Origin of the sequence: Acinetobacter sp. YH12255 (assembly GCF_013417355.1) — a bacterium.
Classification (GTDB): Bacteria; Pseudomonadota; Gammaproteobacteria; order Pseudomonadales; family Moraxellaceae; genus Acinetobacter; species Acinetobacter pseudolwoffii.
The window spans coordinates 102,441-128,978 of record NZ_VPEC01000001.1; the positions used below are offsets into that span (position 1 = coordinate 102,441).

General features: G+C 42.7%; 28 protein-coding genes. 15 read left to right on the forward strand and 13 right to left on the reverse strand.

Features of this window, described 5'->3' with window-relative positions; genetic code table 11:
• Positions 1 to 63 precede the first annotated feature (63 nt).
• Positions 64 to 1,275 carry an aspartate aminotransferase family protein gene (locus FTV30_RS00525; protein WP_005171669.1) on the forward strand — a complete coding sequence of 404 codons (1,212 nt, stop codon included), beginning with the start codon at positions 64 to 66 and terminating at the stop codon, positions 1,273 to 1,275.
• Between the two features lie 57 nt (positions 1,276 to 1,332).
• On the opposite strand, the gene FTV30_RS00530 is transcribed toward FTV30_RS00525, so the two are convergent.
• From FTV30_RS00530 to surE, 3 genes are all read right to left on the reverse strand, one after another.
• Complete coding sequence (locus FTV30_RS00530; protein WP_005096486.1) at positions 1,333 to 2,262, reverse strand: LysR family transcriptional regulator; 930 nt, start codon at positions 2,260 to 2,262, stop codon at positions 1,333 to 1,335.
• Positions 2,263 to 2,353: 91 nt separating this feature from the next.
• Complete coding sequence (locus FTV30_RS00535; protein WP_005096485.1) at positions 2,354 to 3,184, reverse strand: peptidoglycan DD-metalloendopeptidase family protein; 831 nt, start codon at positions 3,182 to 3,184, stop codon at positions 2,354 to 2,356.
• A gap of 95 nt (positions 3,185 to 3,279) precedes the next feature.
• Positions 3,280 to 4,068 carry a 5'/3'-nucleotidase SurE gene (gene surE / locus FTV30_RS00540; RefSeq protein WP_005096484.1) on the reverse strand — a complete coding sequence of 263 codons (789 nt, stop codon included), beginning with the start codon at positions 4,066 to 4,068 and terminating at the stop codon, positions 3,280 to 3,282.
• A 111-nt stretch (positions 4,069 to 4,179) separates the two neighbouring features.
• On the opposite strand from surE, the gene FTV30_RS00545 reads away from it, so the two are divergent.
• From FTV30_RS00545 to FTV30_RS00600, 12 genes are all read left to right on the forward strand, one after another.
• Entirely contained in the window at positions 4,180 to 4,551 is a 372-nt protein-coding gene (locus FTV30_RS00545; RefSeq protein ID WP_005096482.1) for an MCR_0457 family protein, read from the forward strand.
• A gap of 162 nt (positions 4,552 to 4,713) precedes the next feature.
• A complete protein-coding gene (locus FTV30_RS00550) occupies positions 4,714 to 5,094 on the forward strand; it encodes an MCR_0457 family protein (protein ID WP_005096480.1) in 381 nt (126 codons plus the stop codon).
• 128 nt (positions 5,095 to 5,222) lie between these two features.
• Positions 5,223 to 6,371 (forward strand): D-alanyl-D-alanine carboxypeptidase PBP5/6, encoded by a 1,149-nt coding sequence (gene dacC / locus FTV30_RS00555; protein WP_005096478.1) that lies wholly within the window; start codon positions 5,223 to 5,225, stop codon positions 6,369 to 6,371.
• A gap of 111 nt (positions 6,372 to 6,482) precedes the next feature.
• Positions 6,483 to 7,013 (forward strand): gamma carbonic anhydrase family protein, encoded by a 531-nt coding sequence (locus FTV30_RS00560; RefSeq protein WP_005096476.1) that lies wholly within the window; start codon positions 6,483 to 6,485, stop codon positions 7,011 to 7,013.
• A gap of 261 nt (positions 7,014 to 7,274) precedes the next feature.
• Positions 7,275 to 7,835, forward strand: coding sequence for a PAAR domain-containing protein (locus FTV30_RS00565; protein ID WP_180000815.1), 561 nt, complete (start codon positions 7,275 to 7,277; stop codon positions 7,833 to 7,835).
• 2 nt (positions 7,836 to 7,837) lie between these two features.
• On the forward strand, positions 7,838 to 8,539 hold the full coding sequence (locus FTV30_RS00570; protein WP_180000816.1) for a hypothetical protein: 702 nt from the start codon (positions 7,838 to 7,840) through the stop codon (positions 8,537 to 8,539).
• Between the two features lie 19 nt (positions 8,540 to 8,558).
• Positions 8,559 to 8,984, forward strand: a complete 426-nt coding sequence (locus FTV30_RS00575) for a hypothetical protein (RefSeq protein ID WP_225552801.1) — start codon at positions 8,559 to 8,561, stop codon at positions 8,982 to 8,984.
• A 167-nt stretch (positions 8,985 to 9,151) separates the two neighbouring features.
• A complete protein-coding gene (locus FTV30_RS00580) occupies positions 9,152 to 9,637 on the forward strand; it encodes an NUDIX hydrolase (RefSeq protein WP_100328733.1) in 486 nt (161 codons plus the stop codon).
• 4 nt (positions 9,638 to 9,641) lie between these two features.
• On the forward strand, positions 9,642 to 10,781 hold the full coding sequence (mnmA, locus tag FTV30_RS00585) for a tRNA 2-thiouridine(34) synthase MnmA (RefSeq protein ID WP_005171681.1): 1,140 nt from the start codon (positions 9,642 to 9,644) through the stop codon (positions 10,779 to 10,781).
• 7 nt (positions 10,782 to 10,788) lie between these two features.
• Positions 10,789 to 11,520, forward strand: a complete 732-nt coding sequence (gene hflD / locus FTV30_RS00590) for a high frequency lysogenization protein HflD (protein ID WP_180000817.1) — start codon at positions 10,789 to 10,791, stop codon at positions 11,518 to 11,520.
• Between the two features lie 54 nt (positions 11,521 to 11,574).
• On the forward strand, positions 11,575 to 12,963 hold the full coding sequence (gene purB, locus FTV30_RS00595; RefSeq protein WP_004730090.1) for an adenylosuccinate lyase: 1,389 nt from the start codon (positions 11,575 to 11,577) through the stop codon (positions 12,961 to 12,963).
• An 89-nt stretch (positions 12,964 to 13,052) separates the two neighbouring features.
• Positions 13,053 to 13,694 (forward strand): DUF2238 domain-containing protein, encoded by a 642-nt coding sequence (locus FTV30_RS00600; RefSeq protein WP_180000818.1) that lies wholly within the window; start codon positions 13,053 to 13,055, stop codon positions 13,692 to 13,694.
• Positions 13,695 to 13,764: 70 nt separating this feature from the next.
• Here the strand turns inward: FTV30_RS00600 and FTV30_RS00605 are convergent, their stop codons facing one another.
• From FTV30_RS00605 to FTV30_RS00650, 10 genes are all read right to left on the reverse strand, one after another.
• Positions 13,765 to 14,001 (reverse strand): hypothetical protein, encoded by a 237-nt coding sequence (locus FTV30_RS00605; RefSeq protein ID WP_005096465.1) that lies wholly within the window; start codon positions 13,999 to 14,001, stop codon positions 13,765 to 13,767.
• 27 nt (positions 14,002 to 14,028) lie between these two features.
• The gene (locus tag FTV30_RS00610; RefSeq protein WP_005096462.1) at positions 14,029 to 14,490 is read right to left on the reverse strand and encodes a hypothetical protein; all 462 of its coding nucleotides are present in this window, start codon (positions 14,488 to 14,490) and stop codon (positions 14,029 to 14,031) included.
• A 109-nt stretch (positions 14,491 to 14,599) separates the two neighbouring features.
• Entirely contained in the window at positions 14,600 to 15,562 is a 963-nt protein-coding gene (sohB, locus tag FTV30_RS00615; protein WP_180000819.1) for a protease SohB, read from the reverse strand.
• A 71-nt stretch (positions 15,563 to 15,633) separates the two neighbouring features.
• Positions 15,634 to 16,287: a hypothetical protein gene (locus FTV30_RS00620; protein WP_257220445.1), complete on the reverse strand. Its 654-nt coding sequence runs from the start codon at positions 16,285 to 16,287 to the stop codon at positions 15,634 to 15,636.
• An 83-nt stretch (positions 16,288 to 16,370) separates the two neighbouring features.
• The gene (gene pstB, locus FTV30_RS00625) at positions 16,371 to 17,285 is read right to left on the reverse strand and encodes a phosphate ABC transporter ATP-binding protein PstB (RefSeq protein WP_218950538.1); all 915 of its coding nucleotides are present in this window, start codon (positions 17,283 to 17,285) and stop codon (positions 16,371 to 16,373) included.
• 13 nt (positions 17,286 to 17,298) lie between these two features.
• The gene (gene pstA / locus FTV30_RS00630; RefSeq protein WP_005096458.1) at positions 17,299 to 18,690 is read right to left on the reverse strand and encodes a phosphate ABC transporter permease PstA; all 1,392 of its coding nucleotides are present in this window, start codon (positions 18,688 to 18,690) and stop codon (positions 17,299 to 17,301) included.
• Positions 18,690 to 20,069 (reverse strand): phosphate ABC transporter permease subunit PstC, encoded by a 1,380-nt coding sequence (gene pstC / locus FTV30_RS00635; RefSeq protein WP_180000820.1) that lies wholly within the window; start codon positions 20,067 to 20,069, stop codon positions 18,690 to 18,692. The genes pstA and pstC overlap by 1 nt, the downstream gene beginning before the upstream one ends.
• Before the next feature lie 104 nt (positions 20,070 to 20,173).
• Complete coding sequence (locus tag FTV30_RS00640; RefSeq protein ID WP_005171700.1) at positions 20,174 to 21,205, reverse strand: substrate-binding domain-containing protein; 1,032 nt, start codon at positions 21,203 to 21,205, stop codon at positions 20,174 to 20,176.
• A 429-nt stretch (positions 21,206 to 21,634) separates the two neighbouring features.
• Positions 21,635 to 23,167 carry an aspartate aminotransferase family protein gene (locus tag FTV30_RS00645; protein WP_180000821.1) on the reverse strand — a complete coding sequence of 511 codons (1,533 nt, stop codon included), beginning with the start codon at positions 23,165 to 23,167 and terminating at the stop codon, positions 21,635 to 21,637.
• Positions 23,168 to 23,170: 3 nt separating this feature from the next.
• The gene (locus FTV30_RS00650; protein ID WP_005171702.1) at positions 23,171 to 24,544 is read right to left on the reverse strand and encodes a diaminobutyrate--2-oxoglutarate transaminase; all 1,374 of its coding nucleotides are present in this window, start codon (positions 24,542 to 24,544) and stop codon (positions 23,171 to 23,173) included.
• Positions 24,545 to 25,020: 476 nt separating this feature from the next.
• Between FTV30_RS00650 and FTV30_RS00655 the strand changes: the two genes are divergently transcribed.
• Together FTV30_RS00655 and FTV30_RS00660 are read left to right on the forward strand one after the other, a co-directional pair.
• On the forward strand, positions 25,021 to 25,725 hold the full coding sequence (locus FTV30_RS00655; protein ID WP_180000822.1) for an SIMPL domain-containing protein: 705 nt from the start codon (positions 25,021 to 25,023) through the stop codon (positions 25,723 to 25,725).
• Positions 25,726 to 25,889: 164 nt separating this feature from the next.
• Positions 25,890 to 26,486, forward strand: a complete 597-nt coding sequence (locus FTV30_RS00660) for a phosphatase PAP2 family protein (RefSeq protein ID WP_005096450.1) — start codon at positions 25,890 to 25,892, stop codon at positions 26,484 to 26,486.
• Positions 26,487 to 26,538 lie beyond the last annotated feature (52 nt).

The following is a 26,538-nucleotide window of genomic DNA, read 5'->3' on the forward strand; positions in this document are numbered from 1 at the left end:
TAAATCTGAGCGGGTTTTTGCTTATATAAGTTTTTCTTTCCACCTAACAGTTAAGAGTTAGTCATGAATAATATTACCCTCGCACCGGTACAAACTGATCAACCTTCTCACTTGATGCCTGTATTTGGCCGTCAACCGATCAGCTTTGTCCGAGGACGAGGTGCATATCTTTATACCGAAGATGGTACAGAGTATTTAGATGCATTAACCGGAATTGCAGTATGTGGTCTGGGTCATGCGCATCCAGTCATTGCCGAAGCAATTGCTGATCAGGCTGCGACCTTGATTCATACCAGCAACCTGTTTGAAGTGCCTTGGCAAACTGCTGCAGCACAAAAACTGGCCGAAGTCGCGGGTATGGAAGAAGTATTCTTCTCCAACAGTGGCGCAGAATCAAATGAAGGTGCAATCAAAATTGCACGTAAATTCGGTCATATGCAAGGCATTGCTTCACCCAAAATTATTGTGGCGGATCGTTCTTTCCATGGCCGTACCATGGCCACCCTTTCTGCAACAGGCAATAAAAAAGTTCAGGAAGGCTTTGGCCCGCTGGTCGAAGGTTTTATTCGTGTACCTTTTGGTGATCTCGAAGCGATTGAAGAGGCAGCGCTTCATCATCCGGATATTGTAGCCATTTTAGTTGAGCCCATTCAGGGTGAAGGTGGTGTAAATACCGCACCTCAAGGTTTCAGCTATCTTGAAGAGATTCGTCAAATCTGTAACCAGCACAACTGGTTGATGATGCTAGACGAAGTGCAAACCGGGAATGGCCGTACGGGCAAATATTTTGCTTATCAGCACACCAGCATTATTCCTGATGTACTGACCACAGCCAAAGGCTTGGGTAATGGTTTCCCGATTGGCGCCGTCATGACTCAAGGTCGTGGTGTAGGTGTACTAACTGCCGGTAATCATGGTTCGACTTATAGTGGTACAGCTTTGGGTTCACGTGTGGTCTACACCATTCTCGATATTATGCAAAAAGAAAATATCGTCGCCAATGCTGCGGAAAAAGGCGCTTATATCGTGGATCAGTTACGCAACAAACTGGCCGATCAAAATGTGAGCGTGCGTGGTTTCGGTCTGATGATCGGAATTGAATTACCGAAAGAATGTACTGAGCTGGTCGCAATTGCACGTGATGAATACAAAACCATCATCAATGTGACTGCCGGTAATGTGGTTCGCCTGTTGCCTACCCTGAACATTACTCAGGAACAGGCTGATCAGCTGATTGAGCGTTTAGTGAAAATGATCAACGCTTTTTTGGCCTAAACCCTGCGCTTAAAAACAAAAAAGCCGCTTGAAAGCGGCTTTTTTATATTCTGTATCTTATGATGCGGCTTGTAAAATACGCCCACCAGAAATCTGGTCAAAATATTGTTTCAATGTATCTAGGCAACGAAGAATTTTTGTCGGTTGTTGCTCACGTTTCGGCATGACTGCATATAGTGTAATCGGTGGAAGTCGCCATTCAGGCAAAACTTCAACCAAAGTGCCATTCAGTAAGTCTTTTTTCGCATCGAGATATAAAATCTTGGCAATCCCATTGCCCTGCAAGCACATCGATTTTGCCACCAGACCATTATTGGTACTGAAACGGGATTTCAATTCAAAATCGGCTTTTTCTGCAGTATTGACATTTTGAAACTGGAAATACTGATGATTTTTGATATGGGTCAAAGGCAGCACATCATGATTTTTAAGATCATCAGGACGTGAAATAATGGTGCTCTGATTAATATAACTCGGTGTCGCCACCAGAATTTGCTCAATCTGCATCAATGGCACCACCTGAAGATTGTGCTCATCATTTTTCTGTTCAAATCTTAAGGCGATATCGATACGCCCATCGAACAAATCAACCTCATGATTATTGGTTTCCAGATGTACTGCCAGGCCACGATGTGCGGACATCCAGTGAGAAAGTGCAGGAATCACATGATTCGCGCACAATTCTGGCAAAGCAACAATGCGCAGTTCACCCACAAGATCATCGCGTAATTCATTGATTCGGACTTTACCGCGCTCTGCAGCAGATAGCATTTCCTGGCAACTGTAGAAAAAAGCTTGTCCCGCTTCCGTCAAACTTAACTTTCTCGTTGAACGATTTAAAAGTACCACTTCCATATCATGTTCTAATGAGCGAATTTGTTGACTCACGGCGCTGGTCGTAATCCCTAATTCACGGGCAGCACCGCTAAACGAGTTTTTTTCTACAACACAAGCAAAAACACCCATTGCTCGAAGTTGATCTAACATAAATTTCCCTCTAAACTTATGAGATGCCTCATCATTTGATAAAAGCAACTTATTGTATTATACGGCGAAATTCACGTTTTGCATTATTTATTTAATTGTTTGGTAAAACTGTAGTTGGATTAATCGGTTTGCCGTCTAAGCGCACCTGAAATTCAAGCATGGTTCGCGTTGTACCAGTTGAACCCATTTCTGCAATTTTTTGCCCCGCTTTTACATTCTGTCCGCTTTTTACATCCAGTTTGCTGTTATGGGCATAAGCCGTAATATAGCCATTAATATGCTTCACCAACACCAGATTGCCATATTCTTTCAGGCCATCTGCAGCATAAACAACCTGCCCGTCTGCTGCTGCAAACACCGGATCACCGACATTGCCGCTATAGCGTGTGCCCTTGATATTAGATGCCAGATTATACTGCTGCAAAACTGGGCCATTAGACGGTTTTACCCAACCTAAACCCGCGGCAGTAGAGACGGGTGTCATTGGCGCCGGCGTGCTCACACGCGGTGTAGTCTGCACGGTGGTCGCTGGTGTAACTGGTGCCGGTGTTGGTACTGCAATCGTTTGACGCTGGATAGGGGCTGCCTGAGTCACTGCCTGCGTGCTGGTACTGCGACGTACGGTATTATTTTTCAGGCGGATCGACTGTCCCACATAAATCCGGTAAGGTGCAGCAATATCATTCATCTCGGCAACACTGATATAGTTCAGTCCATAACGTGCTGCGATCCCACTCAATGTATCTCCTGAACGTACCGTATAGAAATCAGGAGCTGTCGCATAACGCGTCGCATTATTTACTTGAGGTTTGGTTGCACAACCGGTGATTACTCCTGTAGAAATAACAACGGTTGATAAAACTAGGGTTTTAATCAGGGCTGCAGGCGAAGCAACAACACATTTCGGTAACACCAAGAACATTATCTTCCTCTCTAAGATCTATACGGTTGCAAAATCCCGTTAAGATTAGCAAAGTTTTACTGCAATATACTTGCAATCGCGAGTTTTTCACAAAGTTATAACACTGAGAACGCATTTTCTGCCAATTGTGTTTGAAGATTCCGCAAAACCTCATAGTTGGTGGCATCCATCTGAATCGGAGTAATGCTGACATAGCCATTGGCCACAGCAAAGAAGTCCGAGTCAATCTCGCTCAACCCTTGCTTGGGTTCTGCTACTGCTTCTCCAGACAGTCCAATCCAGTACACCTGACGACCACGTGGGTCAACATGACTGGTGATGGGCTTCGACTGACGGCGGCGGCCTTGATAAGTCACTTTTTCACCCTGTAATTCAGCCATATCCGGAATATTGATATTGAAAATATGACGCTCAGGAAGAACCGGCAAACCGCGTGCAATAAAATCATGCACCCAGTTGGCAGCCAGCTGATAATCCTGAGGGTGTTGATAGCTGCGTACATTCGGCCCACTCAATGACACCGCAATAGCAGGATGTTTACTTAAGCGACCTTCAAAGGCTGCCCCGACTGTACCGGAATACAAGACATCATCCCCCAGATTGGCACCACTATTAATACCGCTGACCACCAGATCAAATTCAAAGTCAAACAGGCCGTTCATAGCCAGATAAACACAATCTGCCGGAGTACCATTGACAGCCCAGACATCGGGAGAAATCTGAATCGGGCGTAAAGGTCGGTCCAGAGTCAAAGCACTGGAGTAACCACTGCGCTCACTTTCTGGCGCTACAATAACAATTCTCCCTAAAGGTTTTAGAGCCTGTGCCAATGCCTGAATACCCGGTGCAAACACACCATCATCATTTGAAACTAAAATATTCACTGAAAAATCTCGTCGCGCTAAAAAATGACTGGTTAGGACATTTAATTGTATTAGTGCTGGAATTATATATATTTACTGCTCGACATCCATCTTTAAAATATGTGGCTCAAGATGATTAAAAAATTCTCTTTATTTAGTGCTTTCGCTTTAAGCCTGGCAGTATCTGTCTCTCCTTCAGTTATGGCGAGCGAGCTGACTGTTGACGAAAACAATACCATTGTGAAAGAAGACATCGCATCGGCACAAGTCATGGCTGAGGTTTGCCCGGCTATGATTGGCCAAAATGCAAAATTAGACAGCATTATTCAGACTCTCATCCAGTCTTATCTTGCAGACTACTCAGATAAAGGCATGAGCTATCAAAAACTACAGGCAGATAGCGAATATAAATCTTTACTGGAAGAAGCCCGTCAGGGTGCCAAACAAACCAGTACTGACGAACAAAAAACCGTATGCGAAGAGATTCTGGATTACCAGGGCTAAGCTAGATAAATCTTCAAATAAGACGGTGTAAACATCGTCTTATTTTCTCTTACAGATTTCTTCATAATTCTACAGCTTCGCTACATTTTCCCACTTTTCAATTTCAAAAATAAGTTTAAGCTAGGCAAATTATTGTTCTAAATCTATTTTTTGAGTTTTTTAATGAAATATCCATTACTTCAAGCCATGACACTTTGTGCAGCTTCTGCCGCGACTCTTTTAGGCACCTCTGCATTTGCAGCCAATGAAAATATCAATGTCACACCAACCCAGCAAGTGACCAAGCAGGAACTGGCTGCGATTTATGTTCTTTCAGAAATCTGCCCGAGCATGGTTAAAGACAAGTCACAGTTCAATCAGGGCTATACCAAGCTGGTGACTGAATATATGCCAGGTCAGCGCAATCCGGTTGCAAGCTTAAACCAGATGGTTCAACAGAACGATTTCCGCAGTATTCTGGCTGAAGCACAATCTGATGCCAAGAAAGCTGGCAAGAAAAAAAATCAGGTGATTTGTAATGAATTAACCACCTATAACAATTAACCTGCTTTTCTGCCGATTACTTACAATACTTTTGAAATAAGACCGGGTTTCCCATAGAAGTCCGCCTAGCTTTATCCTAAAATGCTAGGCTCTTCGTGCTTACATCAAGATATAGGAACCCACTAGAAATGACCCAAAAAACTGCCCTTGCTGCATTATTATTAGTTCCTAGTTTTAGCTTTGCAGCAACTGTCCTATCTGCACCACCAGAATTGAATAATAAATCCTACGTGCTAATGGACTATGAGACAGGGCAACTTCTCGCTTCAAAAAATGAAAATGAAAAATTAGCCCCTGCTTCAATGACCAAGATGATGACCAGCTACATCATCGAACAAAAACTATTGAGCGGTGAACTCACTGAAGATGAACAGGTTCGCATGAATGAGTCAGCATGGTGTCGCGGTAGTAGCGCGGAATCATGTATGTATGTGCCTTTAAACGGTACGGCCACTGCACTTGAAATGCTGCGCGGAATTATTATTCAATCGGGTAATGATGCATCTAAGGCCATGGCTGAACATATTGCAGGGAACGAGGGTACCTTTGCACATATGATGAATCAGGAAGCCAAACGTATTGGCATGACCAATACCAGCTTTATCAATTCAACCGGTATGCCTGCTGAAGGTCATTATTCGACTGCCAAAGATATGGCAACGCTGGCACAGCACATCATTAAAGACAGTTCCAAGTATTATCCGATTTATGCTGAAAAAGAATTTACCTTTAATGGCATCAAGCAAGGTAACCGTAATGCCCTGCTGTATACCGACCCAAGTGTAGATGGCTTAAAAACAGGTCATACCAATGAAGCAGGGTATTGCTTGACCACGTCGTCTAAACGTGGCCCTACTCGCTTGATTTCAGTTATTTTTGGTGCACCTACCATGCAGGAACGTGCAACGCAGACACGTGAATTGCTGGCTTGGGGTTATGCGAACTTCGAAACCAAAAATGTTCAACCAGCTAAACAGGTACTTGCTAAAGCCAAAGTCTGGTTTGGTAAGGAAGATGAAGTTCAAATCGGACTTGCTGAAAACTTTAATGTGACCATGCCTAAAGGTCAGGCCAATGCGATTAAAACCCAGCTGGTGGTTCAACCGAAACTGACTGCACCATTACAACCGGGGCAAGTTGTCGGTAAATATGTTGCGACTCTGGATGGTAAAGTCATTTCAGAAAAACCTCTTGTGGCTTTGAATGCAGTGGAAGAAGCGGGTTTCTTCGCGCGTATGCTCGACCATATCAAACAGTTCTTTAGCAACTTGTTCTAAGTCTAAATAGACCATTTCAGTCTTGGACTAAGACCAAAGCACTCATTCAGATGGGTGCTTTTTATTTTATACTATGCACATGATCCTTCATCATTTATCGGACAGATCGTTATGAGCCAAAATATTCGTTCTTATTTAGATATGACCCCACAGATTGATGCTTCCTGTTATGTCGATCCGATGGGAATTGTGGTCGGCGATGTGGTTTTGGCTGAAAATGTTTCGGTATGGCCTTTTGCCGTAATTCGGGGTGATGTGAATCATATTCGGATTGGTAAAAACTCAAATGTACAAGATCACTCGATGTTGCATGTCAGCCATAAGAAAGCCGATAAGCCTGAAGGTTCGCCTTTAATTATTGGTGAAGATGTCACCATTGGCCATCATGTCAAACTACATGGTTGTACCATTGGCAATCGTGTTTTGGTCGGTATTGGTACGATTATTCTGGATGATGTGATTGTTGAAGATGATGTAATGATTGGTGCAGGTTCGCTTGTTCCACCGAATAAGGTTTTGGAAAGCGGTTATTTGTATGTGGGCAGCCCTGTGAAAAAAGTGCGTCCGCTGACAGATAAAGAAAAAGCATTTTTACCGTATTCAGCGCAGAATTATGTGAAGGTGTCGGGGAATTACAAGTAAAAAAATTATTTAAAGCAGATCCTCTAAAGCAAAATTTTCAGCATGATGATTCCAAGTTCATCATGCTTCTGATATGCTTAAAACATAATAAATTATCATTATAGCAATTTTAATAAAAATATATACTTACAACAAAAACCCAATATAAAAGTATGAATAATTCTTCTATAAAAGCGAGTTAATTTCTCATATTTTGAATATATCGTTGTTATTAAAAGTATCTTTATTCATGTTAACAATATACCAATAAGAATTTAAATTATGACACGTCCTTTCGGCATTCAAGTTTCCACGACTTCCCACGGTGGAATAGTTATGGCAAGCCAGTCCAAGATGACCCAAATGGGGATCTCCTTCTTAAGAGTTGGTGATGGTTTTGCTTGTCCCAAATGTAATATGTGGTCAACACTAATTAAAAGCCATGATCATGTCATTATGGATGGGAAAGCAGTGGCTTATGTAGGTGATCACTTTAGCTGTGGGGCAATCTTAATGCCAAAGCAAGTTCATGTGGTTGGAGCTCCTCAGCATACTGTACATGCCTTTCTGCAACAAAAAAGAAACCTATATTCAAGTACCCAAAATTTCGTAGAGAATCCTATTCCTGTAGAAGAACATGGACTAAAGTTCCAGCTCATAAATAAAAAATTCAATATACCTGTAAATGGATATTTTTATCTATTAACAACAAATGATGGGAAAGAAAAGAGCGGCTTTACAGATCATGATGGTTTTACTAAAATCTTGCATACAGGAATTAAATCCGAACAAGTCGATCTACATGTTTTTGACTTTTCCCAACCCATGAATAAATGGGAATAATGATGGAAACCACAAAATTAGCCTCTGCCTATAGTCGCATCATTTCTGGAAATTCTAATATTTGGGAAGCCTTTCCAGAGGAAAAAAAAGTCTGTGAATTTTCAGAACCATTATGCAACAGTGTTATTAAAGTACGAAATTACTATATTGCTCGTCCTTACAACTTTTTGATGAGCTTAGATCAATGGTCGAGTATCACAAATAAGATAGAGTTACTTACAGCTATCAGGTTTGGGATGGAATGGGATACTAATAATTTGCCTGAAGGGTATTTATCAGATCCTGCATTTCATACTCAAATGTATATAAAGTTTCATAACTATCTAATGAAAAATGTGATGCGCGAAGCTCCTAAAATTGTAGCTGAATTTCAAAAAGCTGTGTTTAAGGCTCGGTTTCTTACGACTTTTACCATTGATGAAGTAAAAGATATTCCTTATTTAAACACCCAAGATCAATTAAAGTCTGCTCTAATTAAAGCTAAGAAACTACAAAATCAGATTGATAAAATTAATATTGTTGATGCTACAAGAGATATGTTTTTAATCCAAAATAACAAAGGGCCGATTACAATTAATAAAAATATGTTTATTGATGTTTTTAAACAGGATTTTAATCCAAATATGATTCAAATATTAAAATCTCAAGGCCTATACTTAGGTGATCCAGTCAATGTCATGTATAAAAAAATTAATAACCCTTAGTTCATTATGTTTCATATTTTTGGCAAGTTGTTCACTCGCCTCTCAAACCGACATAAATAGTGAAGCACTAAAAAATGCCAATCGAGGAATAGTAGGTACATTGTTGTCCGATGCCAAAGTGTACCAAATTGCCTCCTCATCTGAATTATCTCCATTAACGCAACAGTTACTATTTTCGACACTGGAAAAAATCGCTGTGATTCGAGGCTATGAGCAAACGATTGGTAAGTCTTATCGTTTTGATGAAGACTTAAACATTGCTCAAATCAATCAAATCTGTTGGATGGGTGTTTTTCTGCAAAAATATAAGCAATATTTACCCACTAAAATTGACAAAAATGAGAGCTACATCTGGGTTGATGCTTATGTTAAGCATTGGCAACACGACTTGAATGAATCTTATCGTGATACATTGATTGAAAATGACTGCAGAAAATCAGATTAATTAAATGTATGACTCATAATCTGATTGAGCGGGATACTGATTATATTTGGTTTATTTCCCATTTCTCACATGTAAAGGAGATAACACCTTAAAGAAAAAACTGATCATCATAGCCACACACCCCAAAATTTTATACAATAGTGCATCATTTTCCATGGTGCTGTTCTATGACCGCTTGGACTGCTCACGTCACTGTCGCAACCGTCATCGAAAAAGACGGAAAATTCCTGTTTGTCGAAGAACATACAGAAGCTGTGACACACCCAGTATTTAATCAGCCAGCAGGTCATGTGGAATGCGGTGAAACCATTATCGAAGCCGCAATTCGTGAAACCATGGAAGAGACCGGACATACGGTTGAAGTGACCCATCTTTTAGGGATGTATACCTATACCCCGCCCATGTTTCCGGATCGTACTTATTTTCGTTTCTGCTTTTTAGCCAAATCCACTGACTACGACCCAAATGCCGCTTTAGATACGGATATTGTCGGCGCAGTCTGGATGACATTGGACGAACTGAAAGAATCGGCGCGTGCCCGTAGTCCCCTGGTGATTAAAGCCGTGCAAGATGCCCTGTCAGGTCAAAAATACCCTTTATCGCTCATTTACGAGCATCAAAACTCTCCCTTAATTTCAAATTTGGATGCCTAATCCTATGCAACAACGTGTCATCGTCGGTATGTCGGGTGGTGTAGATTCATCTGTTTCTGCTGCGCTTTTACTTCAACAGGGTTATCAGGTTGAAGGTCTTTTCATGAAGAACTGGGAAGAAGATGACGGCACAGAATATTGCACGGCGATGGATGACCTTGCCGATGCTCAGGCCGTCTGCGACAAAATCGGGATTAAACTGCATACCGCAAACTTTGCCATGGAATATTGGGATCGTGTATTCGAGCATTTTTTAGCAGAATATGCGGCTGGCCGTACCCCAAACCCAGACATTTTATGTAATAAAGAAATTAAATTCCGTGCCTTTCTAGATCATGCGGTGAACTTGGGTGCAGACTTTATTGCCACAGGTCATTACTGTCGTCGCGGTGCAACCATGACCAATTCGCGCGGTGAAGAATACGCACCACTCTTACGTGGTGTTGATCAGAATAAGGATCAAACCTATTTCCTGCATGCCGTACATGGTCGTGAAATTAACAAGACATTATTCCCTGTCGGTGAAATTGAAAAGCCGCAAGTCCGCAAAATCGCTGAAGAATTAGATCTTGCTACGGCGAAGAAAAAAGACTCGACCGGGATCTGCTTTATTGGTGAGCGCCGATTTAATGACTTCTTGAAGCAATATTTACCGGCACAACCCGGAAAAATCGTGCTGGAAGACGGTAAAGAGGTTGGTGATCATCACGGCTTAATGTACTATACGCTCGGTCAACGCGGCGGCATCGGTATTGGCGGAATGAAAGGCGTCGCGGAAGGTGCCTGGTTCGTATTACATAAAGATATCGAAGGCAATCGTCTGGTGGTGGGTCAAGGCCATGAGCACCCACTGATGCAAAGCACCATGCTTTGGAGTGAAGCGATTGACTGGGTGGCCGGCGAGCAGGATATTCCTGAAACAGGTTTCCGTTGCTCGGCCAAAACCCGTTACCGTCAGACTGATCAAGCCTGTACGGTGTACCAAGATTCAGAATCACCCAATGGTGTACGTGTGGAGTTTGATGAACCACAACGTGCAGTGACCCCAGGTCAAAGTGTGGTGTTTTATTCAGGTGAAGTTTGTTTAGGCGGTGGTGTGATTCATCATACCAATGCACCTAAACCTGATTTTATAAAAGGATGAATTCGGCATGACGGAGTTACCATTTCAACCAGCCACAACGTTGAATACTCGTCAAAATCGCGCTTTGGCGTTAGCGGGTGTGTTTCAGGCCACCCAGCTGACCCATATGACCGCATTGAGTGGTCAGCAAAGTATTGGTGAAAACGGTAACTTTTATTTTGAACAGTTGATTAAAGCCAGTCTCAATATTCGTCCCGGCAATAACGAAAATGCCCAGACCCTAGACTTTTTTAATCAACTGGCCGATATTTCCTTAGGCTTAAAAATATTAGAAAGCAGCATTATTCAACCCTTCAATACTTCACCAAAATCCAGAATTCCAAAACTTTCCAGTACAAAACTTCCAATGAGCTATGCCATGGCACTTCTTCAATTAGAAAAGAAGGTCTATAGCAATCCCCAATTTGTTGAAATTATTGAACAGTCCCAACAGAAAATTCTCAGACAGCTTTCCTTTTTCGATAACAATTACCTGCACCCCAGCATCATTGCCAATCTGGCTCAAACCTATGTCGATACTGCGGGATCAATCAATCCGCGCATCATGGTTCGTGGCAATGCCGAAGCCTTTAAAGATGCCGGACATACCAACCGCATCCGTGCTTCCCTCTTTACCGGTTTGCAAATGGCGCACCTGTGGCGTCAGCTTGGTGGCAGCTCCTGGGGCATGGTATTTGGCAAACGCAAGTTGCTAAAAGATATTCAGAATCTGGCGCGTTTACAGTTTCAGGTGGTTTAACTGATACTGCACGTGTTTCGTTTTACGTTTAATTCCAAAATCTAAGGAATCGATATGAACGCTTTAACTGCACTTTCTCCACTAGATGGACGTTACGCGAGCAAATGTGATGCTCTACGTCCCTTTCTTTCTGAGTTTGGTTTAATCCATGCTCGTGTGACTGTTGAAGTGCGTTGGTTACAGGCGCTTGCGAACCACCCGGAAATTACTGAAGTTCCGGCGTTTTCAGGCGAAACTAATGCAGCGCTTGATGCGATTGTAAGCAATTTCTCTGAAGATGATGCCAATCGCATCAAAGAGATCGAACGCACCACCAACCACGACGTTAAAGCGGTTGAATATTTCCTGAAAGAAAAAATTGCCAATATCGATGAATTGAAAAATGCCGGTGAATTCATTCACTTTGCATGTACTTCTGAAGATATTAACAACCTGTCACATGCCTTGATGCTGAAAAGCGGTCGTGATGTACTGGTTGCATCTATGCAGCAAATCATTGATTCAGTTGTTGCACTTTCTGAAAAGCATGCTGACCAGCCAATGTTGTCTCGTACGCATGGTCAAACTGCAAGCCCAACGACGTTGGGTAAAGAAATGGCGAACGTGGCTTACCGCCTTGCACGTCAAATCAAACAGTTCAAAAATGTTGAACTTCTAGGCAAAATCAATGGTGCAGTAGGTAACTACAATGCGCACTATTCTGCTTACCCAGACATCAACTGGCCGGCACATTCACAAGCATTTGTAGAATCTTTGGGTCTAGATTTCAACCCGTACACCACGCAAATCGAGCCACATGACTACATGGCTGAACTGTTTGATGCCCTGCGTCGTTTCAACACTATTCTGATCGATTTTAACCGTGATGTTTGGGGTTATATCTCGCTTGGTTTCTTCAAGCAAAAGCTAAAAGATGGCGAAGTCGGTTCTTCAACCATGCCGCATAAAGTAAACCCGATTGACTTCGAAAACTCTGAAGGTAACTTGGGTCTTGCCAATGCTGTACTTGCACACCTTGGGGAAAAACTGCCAATTTCTCGCTGGCAGCGTGACCTGACTGACTCTACTGTGCTGCGTAACATGGGTGTTGGTTTTGCACAAAGCTTAATTGCTTTCGAAGCATGTGCTAAAGGTATCGGCAAACTTGAACTCAATGCTGCACGTATCAATGAAGACCTGGACAATGCGCAAGAAGTATTGGCTGAACCAATTCAAACAGTAATGCGTCGTTACAACGTTGAAAAACCATACGAAAAATTAAAAGCCCTGACTCGTGGTCAGGCCATGACTCGCGACATGATGGTTGATTTCGTAAACGGTAACGAGTTAGAAGCTGTTCCAGCTGCTGATCGTGCGCGTCTAGCTGAAATGACACCTGCTTCTTATACAGGTAATGCTGCTGAACAGGCCAAACAAGTGGCTGAGCTGATTGCTAAAATCTAATTTAAAATAAGACCAAAAGGCGAAGCTCAGGCTTCGCCTTTTTATTTATAATGTGTTTTATTCTAAAAACGATATTTCATCATAACGACATGATTGAGCAGCGACTTTCCGCCAAGCATTATGCGAGCCTGGGTATTTTAATTCTGGCGATTCTGCTTGCCAGTATTCGTCCTTTAGAACTGGAAGCGTATCTCTTGCATCAGGCAGGTACAGCTTTCATGCTTATCATGCTGCTGGTCTGTCTGTATAAAATTGGGCTGAATTTTTTAAGTTTTAATTTATATATCCTTTTCCTGATTGTTCATGTGATTGCTGCGCATTATCTGTATTCTTATGTGCCTTATAACCAATGGATCGAACAGATTTTTGGCTTTCATCTGAATGAAGTCATGCATTGGTCACGCAATATGTTTGACCGTTTTGTCCATCTGGCCTACGGATTATTACTTTATCCAATTTTCTATCGCCTGTTTCAGGTCTGGTTGCCGCAGCAAAGACCTGTGGTCATTTTCCTGCTGGTGATTCAGTTTGTGGTGGCCAGTAGCATGCTCTATGAATGGCTGGAATGGCTGATTGCCATTGGTTTATCTCCTGAGGAAGCTGAAAACTATAATGGACAACAAGGTGATATGTGGGATGCGCACAAAGACATCTTGCTTGCTACGATTGGCGCGGCGATAACAGGCGGTCTGCAGTTGATACCGAAAAATCAAAAAAGCCCACCGAAGTGAGCTTTTAAAATCAAAATCTTATTGAATTAAGGTTTGTGATCAACTATTTCATTACATTCATATTTTTCACTTATGAAAGTGGGCAATATTGCATCCAGTCATCTTTCATTTTTTGCAATTCATTACCCGTCAACATTTCGCTGTAATAAATAAAATAGCTTGCATCAGGATATTGAATTTCATGTCTATACATCATCCCACGTAGAGAAATAGAAAATTCTTCTGGGAAATCATCCAAGTTCAATTCTTCAAACTCGTAATTAAAATAACAGTTTTGTGTTGCAAGATATGCTTCAGCTATAGCCATGTTTCTGCTCTAACAATAAAATATGCTTTATTTTATCCGATTAGCTGTAGGGATGTTTTGCATTTCAGTCGGTTCAATCCATTGAACAAACTTAGATTCTGACAAATGTGGATATTTGAACTTATCTAAATATTCAAAGCAGACCTTTTGAGCTTTCGGCATTTTCTCTAGATGCTGATCGAAGAGTAAATGGCGACTATATTGAGCACCATCAAAGCGAATAATCACACCTTCAAACTCCTTACCACCTCGAGTTTTATGCACCTGATAAGACTGCACCACACCACATGCCTTCGATGGAATAACAGGCGGATCATCTGGCTTTAACACAGCATATAGAATAAAGAGACATGTCCCTGGGATAAAACCCAGCCAAAATAAAAGTTTTTTTTGATCTTCATTTTGTAACTTGGCTTCAGCGTACAATGCACATGCTATCGGACAGATCGCGATAGTCAGAAAACCTAAAACAAGAATAAGGGTGAGCATGCCAGTAAAAGCCGCATTGAATTAGATCTTTTATAGTATACTAACAATAACTTAAGGCATAAAAAAGCTCACCGCAGTGAGCTTTAATATATATTCAATTTTAACTGAATTAGAGTTTAGGATCGCGCATTTGTACCAGATTTGCATTGGCTTTGCTTAAGCCTTCCATGACCTTATTCATTACGGTTGGAATCAATGAATCCGCAATTTGCGCTGCCTGTAAACCCAGCTTTTCACCCAAGGTTGGTTTCTTGCGGGTCTGGATCGAATAAACATCATGTTGCGTCAGCAAGTGCAGTAAATATTCATCTGAAGTTTGCAGTTTATCTACCAGATTTAAATCCAGTGCATCACGACCATACCAATGCTCACCGGTTGCCACTTTTTCCACATTCAGCTGCGGACGGTATTTTTCTACAAAATGTTTGAACAAGGCATGCGTTTGCTGTAACTCTTCTTCAAACTTGGCCTTCCCTTCTTCGGTGTTTTCACCAAACATGGTCACGGTACGTTTGTACTGACCTGCGGTATAGAGTTCAAAGTCGATTTTATTGTCTTTCAGCAGACGGTTAAAGTTAGGCACTTGAGCCACCACCCCAATCGAACCGACAATCGCAAATGGTGCAGACACAACTTCATTTGCGATACACGCCATCATATAACCGCCACTGGCCGCTACTTTATCGACACAGATGGTCAAGTGAAAACCGGCATCACGTAAACGTACCAGTTGAGCAGCGGCCAGACCATAGCCATGCACCATACCACCCGGGCTTTCTAAACGCACCACAACACGGTCACGGCCCGCTTTAGCCGTGGATAAAATCAGGGTAATTTCTTCACGTAAACTTTCGACCGCAGAAGCGGCCATATCGCCCTTAAAATCGAGTACATAGATTTTTTGATTGGTTTTCTTGCGTGCACGGCCTTCTTTTGACAGCTGTTGTGACAACTGCAAAAGCTCCAGTTTAGAGCCAGTCGTTTGCGCTATTTTTTTTCGTTGTTCATTGATACGCGCATTTAAATGACTGACACGGATTTCAGCGGGCAGTTTCGGACTATGAAATAACATAAAAAATCTATTCTCTATTTAATTCGGCTTATATCCTTAGATTAGGTCAATTCTGATTTTTTCAACAGCATTTATTGATCTTGTTGCCAAGCATGTCCACGACGAATCAATAATTTATATTGATTCATAATTTCATTGATCGCGAACAAACGAAAATACCAAATAAATAAAAGTGTATAGATTACAGCTATAATCGAAGCATTCATTGGCCACCAGGTTAATATAATAAAACCTCGATGACTTGTCCCCGAAGGGGTCATCAATGAATATACCGCAATAAAAAAAATGATCGTAATAAGCACAAAGAAGTATTCACCAAAACGCGTATGCATTAATGGTTTCTTGCCCTTCTCTTGTGCTTTTAGATAACGATGAAATTTAAATTGAGCATGTGCTGTAATATAAACACGCCATTTTTGTTTAACTTCAATATTATATTTTTGATGCTTTAACATATAAAAAATCACAAAGCCCAAGAAAGTATTCACGATCACAAACACGTCATAGAGCCAACGATGATAGTTGGTCATTCCCTGACTTTGTGAAGTAATGAACAAGCCTTCATAAGGGACAATCAAGGCTAATATGATACTAAACAGCACCATCACTAAACCAAAATATTGATGAGTATATACTGTGCCGAATAGGCTTCGAAACATATCTTTCATCGCGATTTGCGTCAGTTTAGCTTTTTCTTTAAATTCAGGTGTCTGTTGCATTATCATTATAAATCTTAAAAAACTTATAGAACATAACAAAAAACAGAACCCTAAGATTCTGTTTTAAAAGATTTATTTTTAAAATCGTATTAACCAAAACGCCCTGTAATATAAGCTTCAGTCAATTGATGGTCTGGTTGGGTAAAGACTTTCTCGGTCGCATTCACCTCAATTAAATCACCCAGATGGAAATACGCAGTACGGTCAGATACACGCGCTGCCTGTTGCATGGAGTGGGTTACAATCGCAATGGTATATTGAGTTGAAAGCTCAGAAATCAGCTCTTCTACTTTTGCTGTTGCAATTGGATCCAGCGCAGAACATGGTTCATCCATCAGAATCACTTCAGGCGAAACTGCGATGGTACGCGCGATACATAAACGTTGCTGCTGACCACCTGACAAACCTGTTCCCGGCTGATTCAAACGGTCTTTTACTTCTTCCCACAAACCGGCTTTACGCAAACTGCCTTCGACAATTTCTTCAAGATCGTATTTATCACGTGCAAGACCATGTAATTTCGGGCCGTAAGAAACGTTGTCAAAAATAGACTTTGGAAACGGGTTGGGCTTCTGGAATACCATACCGACTTGAGCACGTAGCAAGACCACATCCAGGTTTGGATCATAAATGTCCTGATTGTCCAGCATGACTTTACCGGTCACACGACAACTGTCAATGGTGTCATTCATGCGGTTTAGGGTACGCAGAAAGGTTGACTTACCACAGCCTGATGGCCCAATAAAAGCAATCACTTCATTTTCATAAATGTTCAGGTCAATGCCTTTAATCGCTTCCGCTTCACCATAGTACACATGCACATCAGATGTACTCAGTTTCATATTTGTCGACTTTTCATCTTTTTTGCTGCTACTTTGCGTATCGAATTGGGAGACAAACGATGTTGCTGGCTTTTGTGTAGCCTCATCATTAGTGAATTGTGTCTGTTGTGGATTCACGGATTGATCCTTTTTTAAGGAGTTTTGAATAACAGTTGTGTTCATGATTCTGCCCCTATTACCAACGGACTTCAAACTTTTTACGTAACCAGATGGCCAGACTGTTCAAGCTGATCATCATGGCCAGAAGTACAATAATTGCTGCTGCGGTACGCCCTTCAAAGAAGTTACGTAACTCATTGCCCTGCCATAAGAAAATCTGCACAGGTAACGCTGTAGACTGATCAAATGGTGTGGCTGGAACGCTGGCAACAAAAGCACTCATCCCGATTAATAACAATGGTGCGGTTTCACCTAATGCCTGCGCGACCCCGATAATGGCACCAGTTAAAATACCCGGCAAAGCCAATGGCAAGACATGATGAAAAACCGTTTGCAGTCGTGAAGCACCCAAGCCCAACGCTGCCTGACGAATCGAAGGTGGAACCGCTTTAAGCGATGCACGTGTGGTGATGATGACAGTTGGCAAAGTCATCAGACTCAGCACCAGACCACCGACCAGAGGGGCCGATAGCGGTAAATGCATCCAGCCAATAAAGATCGCGGCACCCAGCAAACCAAACACAATCGATGGCACTGCTGCCAGGTTGTTGATGTTGACTTCGACAATATCGGTAATCCAGTTTTTCGGCGCAAACTCTTCCAGATAGATCGCAGATGCCACCCCAATTGGAATCGAGATAAAGATCACGATCATCATCATGAACAGTGAGCCCATGAAAGCGCCTGCCAGACCTGATGTTGCCGGTGAACTACGCGAGTCAGGGCTGGTAAAAATATTAGTATTGAAACTGTTTTCGATTACACCTGAGGCTTTCATCTCGTCCGCCACCTGGCGTACTTCAGGACTGAGTTGTTGCTGTTCTGCTGGTAACGAACGATCAATATTACCCGCCAGCCAGACATCGACATTGGCATCTGCCAGAATTTTAACCTCTGTGCTTTGACCGACCAGACTTGGATCATTCATGACCATGTCACGTAAGCGATAAGCCTCAGAACTGGTATATAAATAACCCAGTTCATCACGCTGACTTTCCAGCTTGCTGTCTCTGGCGATCATGCCGTTGATGATCAGTGCATCCCAGTCCACCATGCCGACATCCATTTGCCAGGCAATCATACGCTCTTCAAACTGCGCCGGAGACTCTCCCGCAGCTGGCTTGGGTTTTGGACCAATCTCTACAATGGCCGGATCGAAATGAATCGGCAAACTCATGCTGCTTTGCCAGAAGGCAGGCAAACCTTTGGATAAAATACTGCCGAAGAGCAATACCACAAAGAACAGACCGGCCAATACCGCAGAGAAACCAAATAGACGGAATGTTTTTTCTTTACGATGACGTCGCCCCAAAGAGCTTTGAATGGTCTTCTTACGCTTTTCACGCAGCTCGGCAGCGACGGATGGATCAACACGCTGATCCACAGGCGTTGTATTTGAAGTACTCATTAGTCGTATTGCTCACGATATTTACGCACGATGATCAGTGCAACAATGTTCAAACCTAGGGTAATCACAAATAAGGTCAGTCCCAGGGCAAAGGCCACCAGTGCTTGCGGACTGGCAAAGTCGGTATCACCTGTTAATTGATTGACGATGGTAATGGTGACCGTAGATACGGCTTCAAGTGGATTGGCATGCAGCTGCGGACTGTTCCCCGCTGCAAGTACCACGATCATGGTTTCACCAATCGCACGGGATGCTGCCAACAGGAAAGCACCAATAATACCCGGCAAAGCTGCAGGTAAAACCACCTGACGGATCGTTTCAGATTTGGTTGCACCTAGCCCCAGAGAACCATCACGTAAGGCACGTGGCACCTGGGTAATAATGTCATCGGATAGAGAAGATACGAATGGAATAATCATGATGCCCATCACCAGACCCGCGGTCAACGCACTGGTGGCATTAATTTCGAGTCCGACCATGGCACCCATGGCTTTAAGAAATGGACCGATGATCATCAAGGCAAAGACACCATAAACAATCGTAGGAATACCCGCCAACACTTCAATGGTCGGTTTTGCCCAAGAGCGGAAGCGCGGTGATGCATATTCTGCCAGATAGATCGCAATCATCAGACCGACCGGTACGGCAACCAAAAGTGCGATCGCACTGACCATGAGCGTACCCCACAGCAATGGCAATAAACCGTAACTGCCCTCGGCACTGCCAGAAGTACTAAAACCCGGGTTCCATTCGGTACCAAAGAAGAAATCCAGTGGACTGACGAAGCTGAAGAAGCGCATCGCTTCACCAAACATCGACATGACAATCCCGAGCGTGGTCAGAATTGCCACACCCGAACACAATGCCAAGCCGATATTAATCATTTTCTCGACTTGGTTACGTGCGCGGAATTCCTGGCTAATACGTTTTTTGGCCCAGACCAGACCTGCCAGTGCAGCCGAAATCACCACTGCCAATTTGGCAAAAGTCCCAATGGTCGAAAATTTAGCTAACTGTTCTGCTGCGGCCAGTTCATAGGCTGCAGGTGTATCACTGACACCGAAACCTGAGGCAAGTGCCTGAACGCGATCAACAACAACGCCCAGACTTGCCGGATCCAGATTGGCCGAAATATCCTGCGGCAAATGGTTGAGTACCACTTGCTCCAGAAAACTTGGCTCAACCATATTCCAAACAATCAAAATTAAAAACGCAGGGATACCACACCACAGTGCAACCAGTGCACCATAATATCCGGGACGCGAGTGTAAGTTTGCAGAATTGCTTCCCTTACCTGCTAAGTTACGGCTTTTAGTTAATCCGATTTGATAGGCTATGGCCATAATGGCCAATAACACACCTATAAGTAGCAGATTCATGTATTCTCCACTGTTTTCTCAATTTTCATGGTTTGAAAAAACTTGTTTATCGCAAAAAGCCGATGGTAGGTTGACCCTACCACCAGCGATTTCAAAATCATCGATTATTTTACAATGACCGCTTTACCAGCCTTGAAATTTGCAAGGACTGCTGCGCGTTCTTTATCAGACATTGAAATCAGACCTGCTTTTTCCAGCTTAGAGCCCTTACCAGATACCTTCTTGTTCAGGAAGTATTCAGTAAACTGTGGTAGGCCTTTGATCGATTTCAAGTGTTCGCCTTTCACGTAGAAGAACAATGGACGTGATACCGGATAAGCACCATTCAAAATCGTTTTTTCAGAAGGTGCTACATTGTTCACAGTTGCAACACGTAAGCGGTCACGGTTCTGGTCATAGAAGCCTAGGCCAAACACCCCGACTGCACTTGGAGAAGTTTTCAAACGCGCCAGTGTTTCAGTATAGTCGCCTGCAATTTCAACTACACGGCCATCTTTACGGAATGTGGTACAGGCTTTTTTCTTGGCATCTTTGTCTAGAGACTTAATTGCAGCATACGATTCACAACCTGCATCCACCATTTTCTCCTGGAACACTTCGCGCGTACCATGATTCGAAGCAGGAATCACCAGCGTGATCGGCTCATTCGGAAGTGCTTTGTCAATTTGGTTCCAGCGTGTATACGGATTGGCGACCATTTTCCCATTTGATGGAAGTTGTGCAGCAAGTGCAGCGAAGACATGCTGTGGACGCAACTTATAAGCCGCTTTATTGGCATTTGAAGCAAATACGATACCGTCATAACCGATTTTGATTTCTAATACTTGGTTAACGCCGTTCTTTTTACATTCAGCCAGCTCGGTAGATTTGATTTGACGCGAAGAGTTCGCGATATCAATGGTGTTATCACCCACGCCATTACAGAACTGCTTTAAACCACCTGACGAACCGCCAGAACCGACCACTGGTGTTTTGAATTGTGGGAAGGTATTACCGAATTCTTCCGCCACGATACTGGCATATGGAAGTACAGTTGAAGAACCTGCAATTTGAATCGTGTCACGAGCTGCATGTGCAGTCGTTACAGCAGCTGCCCCTGTTAATGCCAATGCTAAAGCTATATTTGTAAAGCGCATTCTAGTATCTCTCTCATTTATACAATTTGGAGTACGCCACTTTTTATTCAGTTTTGTACTTATTTCGATACATGCATTTTGATTTTAGAATATGACAAATAAGTTACAGCTTTATTACGATTTAATGATTTTTAATTTGTATACTTTCTATCCATAAAATACTTATAAATTTCAACTATTAAATTCTTTTTATCATTCAACTGAAGAAAAAATCTGATCATTAACATGTAACAATTTTTATAAAACCCAATTGAAGAAAAATCTTGCTCCCTAGCCTTACATAATTAGATGACGATTTTATAACAGCTTAAAATAAGTACAGATATTCGGTATTTTTCTGATGAATCTACCTATAGAATTGATCATTCTATGACTCAAAAATAAAAAAAAGGAGATCATTTCGATCTCCTTTTTTCACACCACCATCACTTATGCAATGGGTGGCGTATAAGTACCATCAGCAATTGAATCTTTGATACGATCCGCTTCTGCAAGCACCAGTGCCAGCAAGTTCTTCACGTTATCCAGCGTTGCAACCGGGCTTAAAGTCGTCATTTTCAAGGATTGAACCTGAGCGACTTTCGTCACACCAATATTCGCTTCACCACGTGCAAACAGCTCATCTGCCACGTTCTGGTTCAGTGTATCTAAAAGTTCAACCGGATAGCCCGCTGGAACCACACGGAACAGCACAGAAGCGAATTGTGGCTCAAGCAGAAGCTCCAGACCGTCAGTCACTTTAATATAATCTGCCACATCACGCGTCAAACCAACACCGTGATCGATCATCGAACCATAAAGCTCTTCGCCTAATGCTTCCACCGTCATCCACAATTTCAAGGCATCAAAACGACGCGTGGTTTGTAGTGACTTCGACACCAGGTTAGGAACACCATGTTCTTCATCATAGGCAGAGTTCAAGTACTCCGCTTCATAATGCATGAAACGGTAGTTTGCTTCGTCTTTCAGCAAGAACGCGCCACACGAAATGGTCTGGAAATAATGCTTATGGAAATCGAGCGTAATCGAATCAGACAGCTCGATACCATCTAACATATCGCGATGATCATTAGACAGAATTAAAGCACCACCCCAAGCTGCATCGATGTGCATCCACGCGCCATATTTGTTGGTGATTTCACGGACTTTCTTCAGTGGATCGATTGCACCTGCATCGGTTGTACCCGCAGTTGCCACCACACATGCCACGACTTTACCTTCGTTTTGAAGGTGAGCCATGGTTTTTTCCAGTGCGTCCATGTCCATGCGCGCATTTTCATCGACAGGAACAGTCACCACTGACTGGAAACCCATGCCCATCATCGCCATGTTCTTTTGCACAGAGAAATGTGCATTTTCAGAACAGATGACTTTGACATTACGCATCGCATCCGCAGGAATACCATCACGCTGAACCGACCACGGCTTACCGTTTTCGTCTTTCCAGTTTTTCGCGATGCAAGCATCACGTGCCAGCAGTACGCCCATCAGGTTAGACTGTGTACCACCAGAGGTGAATACGCCTGCCTGACCTGCACCATAACCTACTTTTTGACGTAACCAGTCGATTAACTGAACTTCCATCAGTGAACCGGCCGGGCTTTGATCCCATGAGTCCATTGACTGGTTGGTTGCGTTAATCAGCACTTCCGCAATCTGACTGGTCACCATGGTTGGGCAGTGAAGATGCGCAAGTGAATGCGGATGATGTACTTTTAAGCTCTTGTTGAGGAATAACTCAACCATACGCTCTAAAGATTTCTCTACACCCAACCCCTGTTTAGAAGGATTAAACGTAATCGCGCTGCGCAGCTCGTTAATGCTGCCACCCGTGTACATTTTGTCATTTTGCAACCATGCTGCAACCGCTTTGGTCGCTTGATCCATGGCTGACTGGTAGTCAGCGATGGATGCAGCATCATTACAAAGTAAAGCTTTACGATGTTCTGCAAAATCTACCATGAATTATGCGCCTCGAACTGCAACAAGAGCTTCAGCAACTGCTTTCTTAAAGCGAGCAATCACTTCAACACATTCGTCATGCGTGATGATCAATGGGCAAAGTAAACGAATCACTGTACCGTTACGACCACCTTTCTCAAGCAATAATTTATTGTTGAAACACGCCGTCTGGATCGCTGCTGCCAATTGACCATCAGCAGGTAAAGAACCCATGTGATCTGCCTTTTGGCGCTCGTCCACAATTTCAACACCAATCATCAAACCGCGACCGCGCACGTTACCAATACATGGGAATTCGGCAGCTAGTTGTTTAATCTCAGACTGCAGGAAATCACCGCGTTCTTGGGCATTTTGCGCCAGGTTTTGTTCTTTAATGGTATTGATCGTTGCAAGACCTGTACCCATTGCCAACTGGTTACCACGGAACGTACCGGTATGACCTGCTGGCTGCCAAGCATCAAACTTACGTTTAATACCGAGTACTGCGAGCGGCAAGCTACCACCAACAGCTTTAGACATCACCACCACATCAGGTTCGATGCCCGCATGTTCAAAGGCAAACATTTTTCCTGAACGTGCAAAGCCCGCTTGAACTTCATCAAGAATCAACACGATGTTGTGCTTTTCAGTCACTTCACGGATTTTCTTCAACCATTTCACAGGTGCAGTTACCACACCGCCTTCCCCTTGAATTGCTTCAAGAATCACAGCTGCCGGTTTAGTCACACCGCTTTCTACATCTTCAATAAAGTTTTCAAAGAAATACGTTAAAGCATCAACACCCGCTTCACCACCAAGACCCAATGGGCAACGGTATTCATGCGGATACGGCATGAATTGAACGCCTGGCATCAAACCGTTAACTGCGTTTTTCGCAGACAGGTTACCGGTCATGGCCAATGCACCATGTGTCATACCGTGATAGCCACCAGAGAAGCTGATCACCGAGCTACGACCGGTAAAGGTTTTCGCAAGTTTGATGGCTGCTTCTGTTGCATCTGCACCGGATGGGCCACAGAACTGCAAGCAGTATTCTTCTTGACCACCTGGAAGATAAGAAAGAAGTGCTTCAGTAAAAGCATCTTTTAAAGGCGTAGTTAAATCCAGTGTATGCAATGGCAAGCCGCTTGCAATTGTATCCTGGATACTTTGAATGACTGCAGGATGATTATGGCCCAATGCCAACGTCCCTGCCCCAGCTAAACAATCAAGGTACTCAGTACCTTCAACATCGGTAACCCAGCAACCTTGTGCTTTTGCTATCGCTAACGGTAATTTACGTGGATAACTACGCACATTCGATTCCATCTGACTTTGGCGAGTCAAGTAGTATTCGTTTGTGGAATTGGTGGCAGGGTTTACAGAAGTAACGCTCATATCGAATTACCATCTCTGATATGGGTGAAAGAAATAAGTCTGGTGACGTTTGGTCCTTTGACTCGGCGCTTTATAAAGAGGTTCTAGCTAGCAGTTTGTATTTAAATAACTAGGAGGCGGATGATACCGAATTTTTCAGGAAAATAAACAACTTTCAGTCGCATTTTGTCCTAATCTTTATCGAAAAAAAACATCACACCAACCTATAACCTGTATGATCATCTTACAGTGTGACAGCAGAAAGAAAAGCGGGTTCTTTTATGCTTTTTTGTAGCACAGCTAACATTCAGGCAAAAAAGCTTAAAATCCACCATTAAGTACTTAATTATTAACGATAAACATAGATCAAGTAAGAGTGTAAAATGAAAGAAAATTTAACACTCTTACCACAAATATTTCGTAAAAAGATCACAATTGAGATTTAATATTTTAACAACGGCTTAGATGGCCAATTTTAAGAAAAACAGGACAATTTCATGCGTCTCTTAGCACTTACCAGTTTTATCCTTGCATCTACCTTGGCCACAGGCGCATTTGCAGCTCCGGCCGAATCGCTGAATTACAATGTTGTGAATCTTTCAGCAGAGGCCAGTCGTGAAATCTCGAATGATGAAATGCATGCCGTGCTTTATATTGAAAAATCCAACAAACAGCCAGCTGAATTGGCTACACAAATTAACCAGCTAATGAATCAGGCCATTGCCACAGCGCGCAAATATCCAACTGTGAAAATCGAGACGGGCGCACAAAGCACTTACCCTATTTATGACAATGATAACCGCAAATTGAAAGAATGGCTTGGACGTGCCCAGATTCGTCTGGAATCGAAAGATTTTAAAGCAGCGTCTCAACTGATTGCTGAATTACAACAGCACTTCCAGACCCAGTCGATTAACTTCAAAGTTTCAGACGAAAAGCGCAAAAAAGTCGAAAATGAGCTGATGATTGAAGCCTCTAAAAACTTCCAGCAACGCGCACAGGCACTGACTCAAGCCTGGAACAAACCGAGTTATCAACTGGTAAACTTAAATCTGAATACCAATAACTATTCACCACAACCTGTACCGCGTATGGCCATGATGAAAGCTGCATCGGCGGATATGGCTGTTCCAGAGCAGGAAGTTGCTGCGGGTGAATCGCAAATGACGGTGAGTGCCAATGGTGCGATTCAGTTTAAATAAGATTTCATCATATTATTCGGATTTTTAAGAACCACCCTTTTGGGTGGTTTTCTATCATTTGAATATTCTTTAATAATCAAGGCTACAAATTCATACAAACTCAGGTAGGAGTTGAGGTTTGACCGGTTTAGAGTAACGGACATTTGTACCAATCCTCTCTGCTCATGTCTCTTGACCAACTGAATCTTTACCTGTTTCATATCCTAAATGTACCTGAACACGCCTCGATCTGGATGATCCAATATGCCTCCCTGATTGCGCATGATCTGGTTTATCTCTTTCTGCTGATTTTTGCTATTGCCTGGTTCCGTGGCAGTTATGAAGTAAAAACTGGCATTATCAAGGCATTTATTTTTACAGCAATTACCTTGTCGATCAGCGAGGTATTGTCCGCGATCCTGAATACCCCACGTCCGTTTGTAATAGATATTGGTCGCACCCTGATCGAACATGCACCTACAGGTTCTTTTCCCAGCAATCATATGAGTATTTTTAGTGGGATTGCCCTATCTTGTTATTTTTCATCACAACGTGATTTGGGAAGAATTCTAATCTGGACAGCTTGGCTAGTAGCTTGGTCACGTGTTTATGTCGGTGTGCATTTTCCGATGGATATGCTGGGTGCATTCCTGATTGCAATAACAGTAAATTTAGCTGGATTACCATTGTGGTGGAAATATCAGGATAAACTCATGCAGTTTATTTTAACTATTCATCAGTCACTGTTTGCGCCATTAATCCGGATGGGCTGGATTAAATAAATCGCATTAAGATGTCATAAAAAATCCCACTCGAAAGCGGGATTTTTTATGA

Coding starts and splice junctions, on each gene's coding strand:
- FTV30_RS00640 (WP_005171700.1), bottom strand. CDS start 21,205: ATGCGCTTTACAAATATAGCTTTAGCATTGGCATTAACAGGGGCAGCT.
- hflD (WP_180000817.1), top strand. CDS start 10,789: ATGACGGAGTTACCATTTCAACCAGCCACAACGTTGAATACTCGTCAA.
- pstB (WP_218950538.1), bottom strand. CDS start 17,285: ATGAACACAACTGTTATTCAAAACTCCTTAAAAAAGGATCAATCCGTG.
- FTV30_RS00610 (WP_005096462.1), bottom strand. CDS start 14,490: ATGCTCACCCTTATTCTTGTTTTAGGTTTTCTGACTATCGCGATCTGT.
- pstA (WP_005096458.1), bottom strand. CDS start 18,690: ATGAGTACTTCAAATACAACGCCTGTGGATCAGCGTGTTGATCCATCC.
- FTV30_RS00530 (WP_005096486.1), bottom strand. CDS start 2,262: ATGTTAGATCAACTTCGAGCAATGGGTGTTTTTGCTTGTGTTGTAGAA.
- FTV30_RS00580 (WP_100328733.1), top strand. CDS start 9,152: ATGACCGCTTGGACTGCTCACGTCACTGTCGCAACCGTCATCGAAAAA.
- sohB (WP_180000819.1), bottom strand. CDS start 15,562: ATGTTATTTCATAGTCCGAAACTGCCCGCTGAAATCCGTGTCAGTCAT.
- FTV30_RS00620 (WP_257220445.1), bottom strand. CDS start 16,287: ATGATAATGCAACAGACACCTGAATTTAAAGAAAAAGCTAAACTGACG.
- FTV30_RS00545 (WP_005096482.1), top strand. CDS start 4,180: ATGATTAAAAAATTCTCTTTATTTAGTGCTTTCGCTTTAAGCCTGGCA.
- FTV30_RS00600 (WP_180000818.1), top strand. CDS start 13,053: ATGATTGAGCAGCGACTTTCCGCCAAGCATTATGCGAGCCTGGGTATT.
- FTV30_RS00535 (WP_005096485.1), bottom strand. CDS start 3,184: ATGTTCTTGGTGTTACCGAAATGTGTTGTTGCTTCGCCTGCAGCCCTG.
- FTV30_RS00650 (WP_005171702.1), bottom strand. CDS start 24,544: ATGAGCGTTACTTCTGTAAACCCTGCCACCAATTCCACAAACGAATAC.
- FTV30_RS00570 (WP_180000816.1), top strand. CDS start 7,838: ATGGAAACCACAAAATTAGCCTCTGCCTATAGTCGCATCATTTCTGGA.
- FTV30_RS00660 (WP_005096450.1), top strand. CDS start 25,890: ATGTCTCTTGACCAACTGAATCTTTACCTGTTTCATATCCTAAATGTA.
- FTV30_RS00605 (WP_005096465.1), bottom strand. CDS start 14,001: ATGGCTATAGCTGAAGCATATCTTGCAACACAAAACTGTTATTTTAAT.
- mnmA (WP_005171681.1), top strand. CDS start 9,642: ATGCAACAACGTGTCATCGTCGGTATGTCGGGTGGTGTAGATTCATCT.
- FTV30_RS00645 (WP_180000821.1), bottom strand. CDS start 23,167: ATGGTAGATTTTGCAGAACATCGTAAAGCTTTACTTTGTAATGATGCT.
- FTV30_RS00655 (WP_180000822.1), top strand. CDS start 25,021: ATGCGTCTCTTAGCACTTACCAGTTTTATCCTTGCATCTACCTTGGCC.
- FTV30_RS00525 (WP_005171669.1), top strand. CDS start 64: ATGAATAATATTACCCTCGCACCGGTACAAACTGATCAACCTTCTCAC.
- FTV30_RS00560 (WP_005096476.1), top strand. CDS start 6,483: ATGAGCCAAAATATTCGTTCTTATTTAGATATGACCCCACAGATTGAT.
- FTV30_RS00550 (WP_005096480.1), top strand. CDS start 4,714: ATGAAATATCCATTACTTCAAGCCATGACACTTTGTGCAGCTTCTGCC.
- pstC (WP_180000820.1), bottom strand. CDS start 20,069: ATGAATCTGCTACTTATAGGTGTGTTATTGGCCATTATGGCCATAGCC.
- dacC (WP_005096478.1), top strand. CDS start 5,223: ATGACCCAAAAAACTGCCCTTGCTGCATTATTATTAGTTCCTAGTTTT.
- FTV30_RS00565 (WP_180000815.1), top strand. CDS start 7,275: ATGACACGTCCTTTCGGCATTCAAGTTTCCACGACTTCCCACGGTGGA.
- purB (WP_004730090.1), top strand. CDS start 11,575: ATGAACGCTTTAACTGCACTTTCTCCACTAGATGGACGTTACGCGAGC.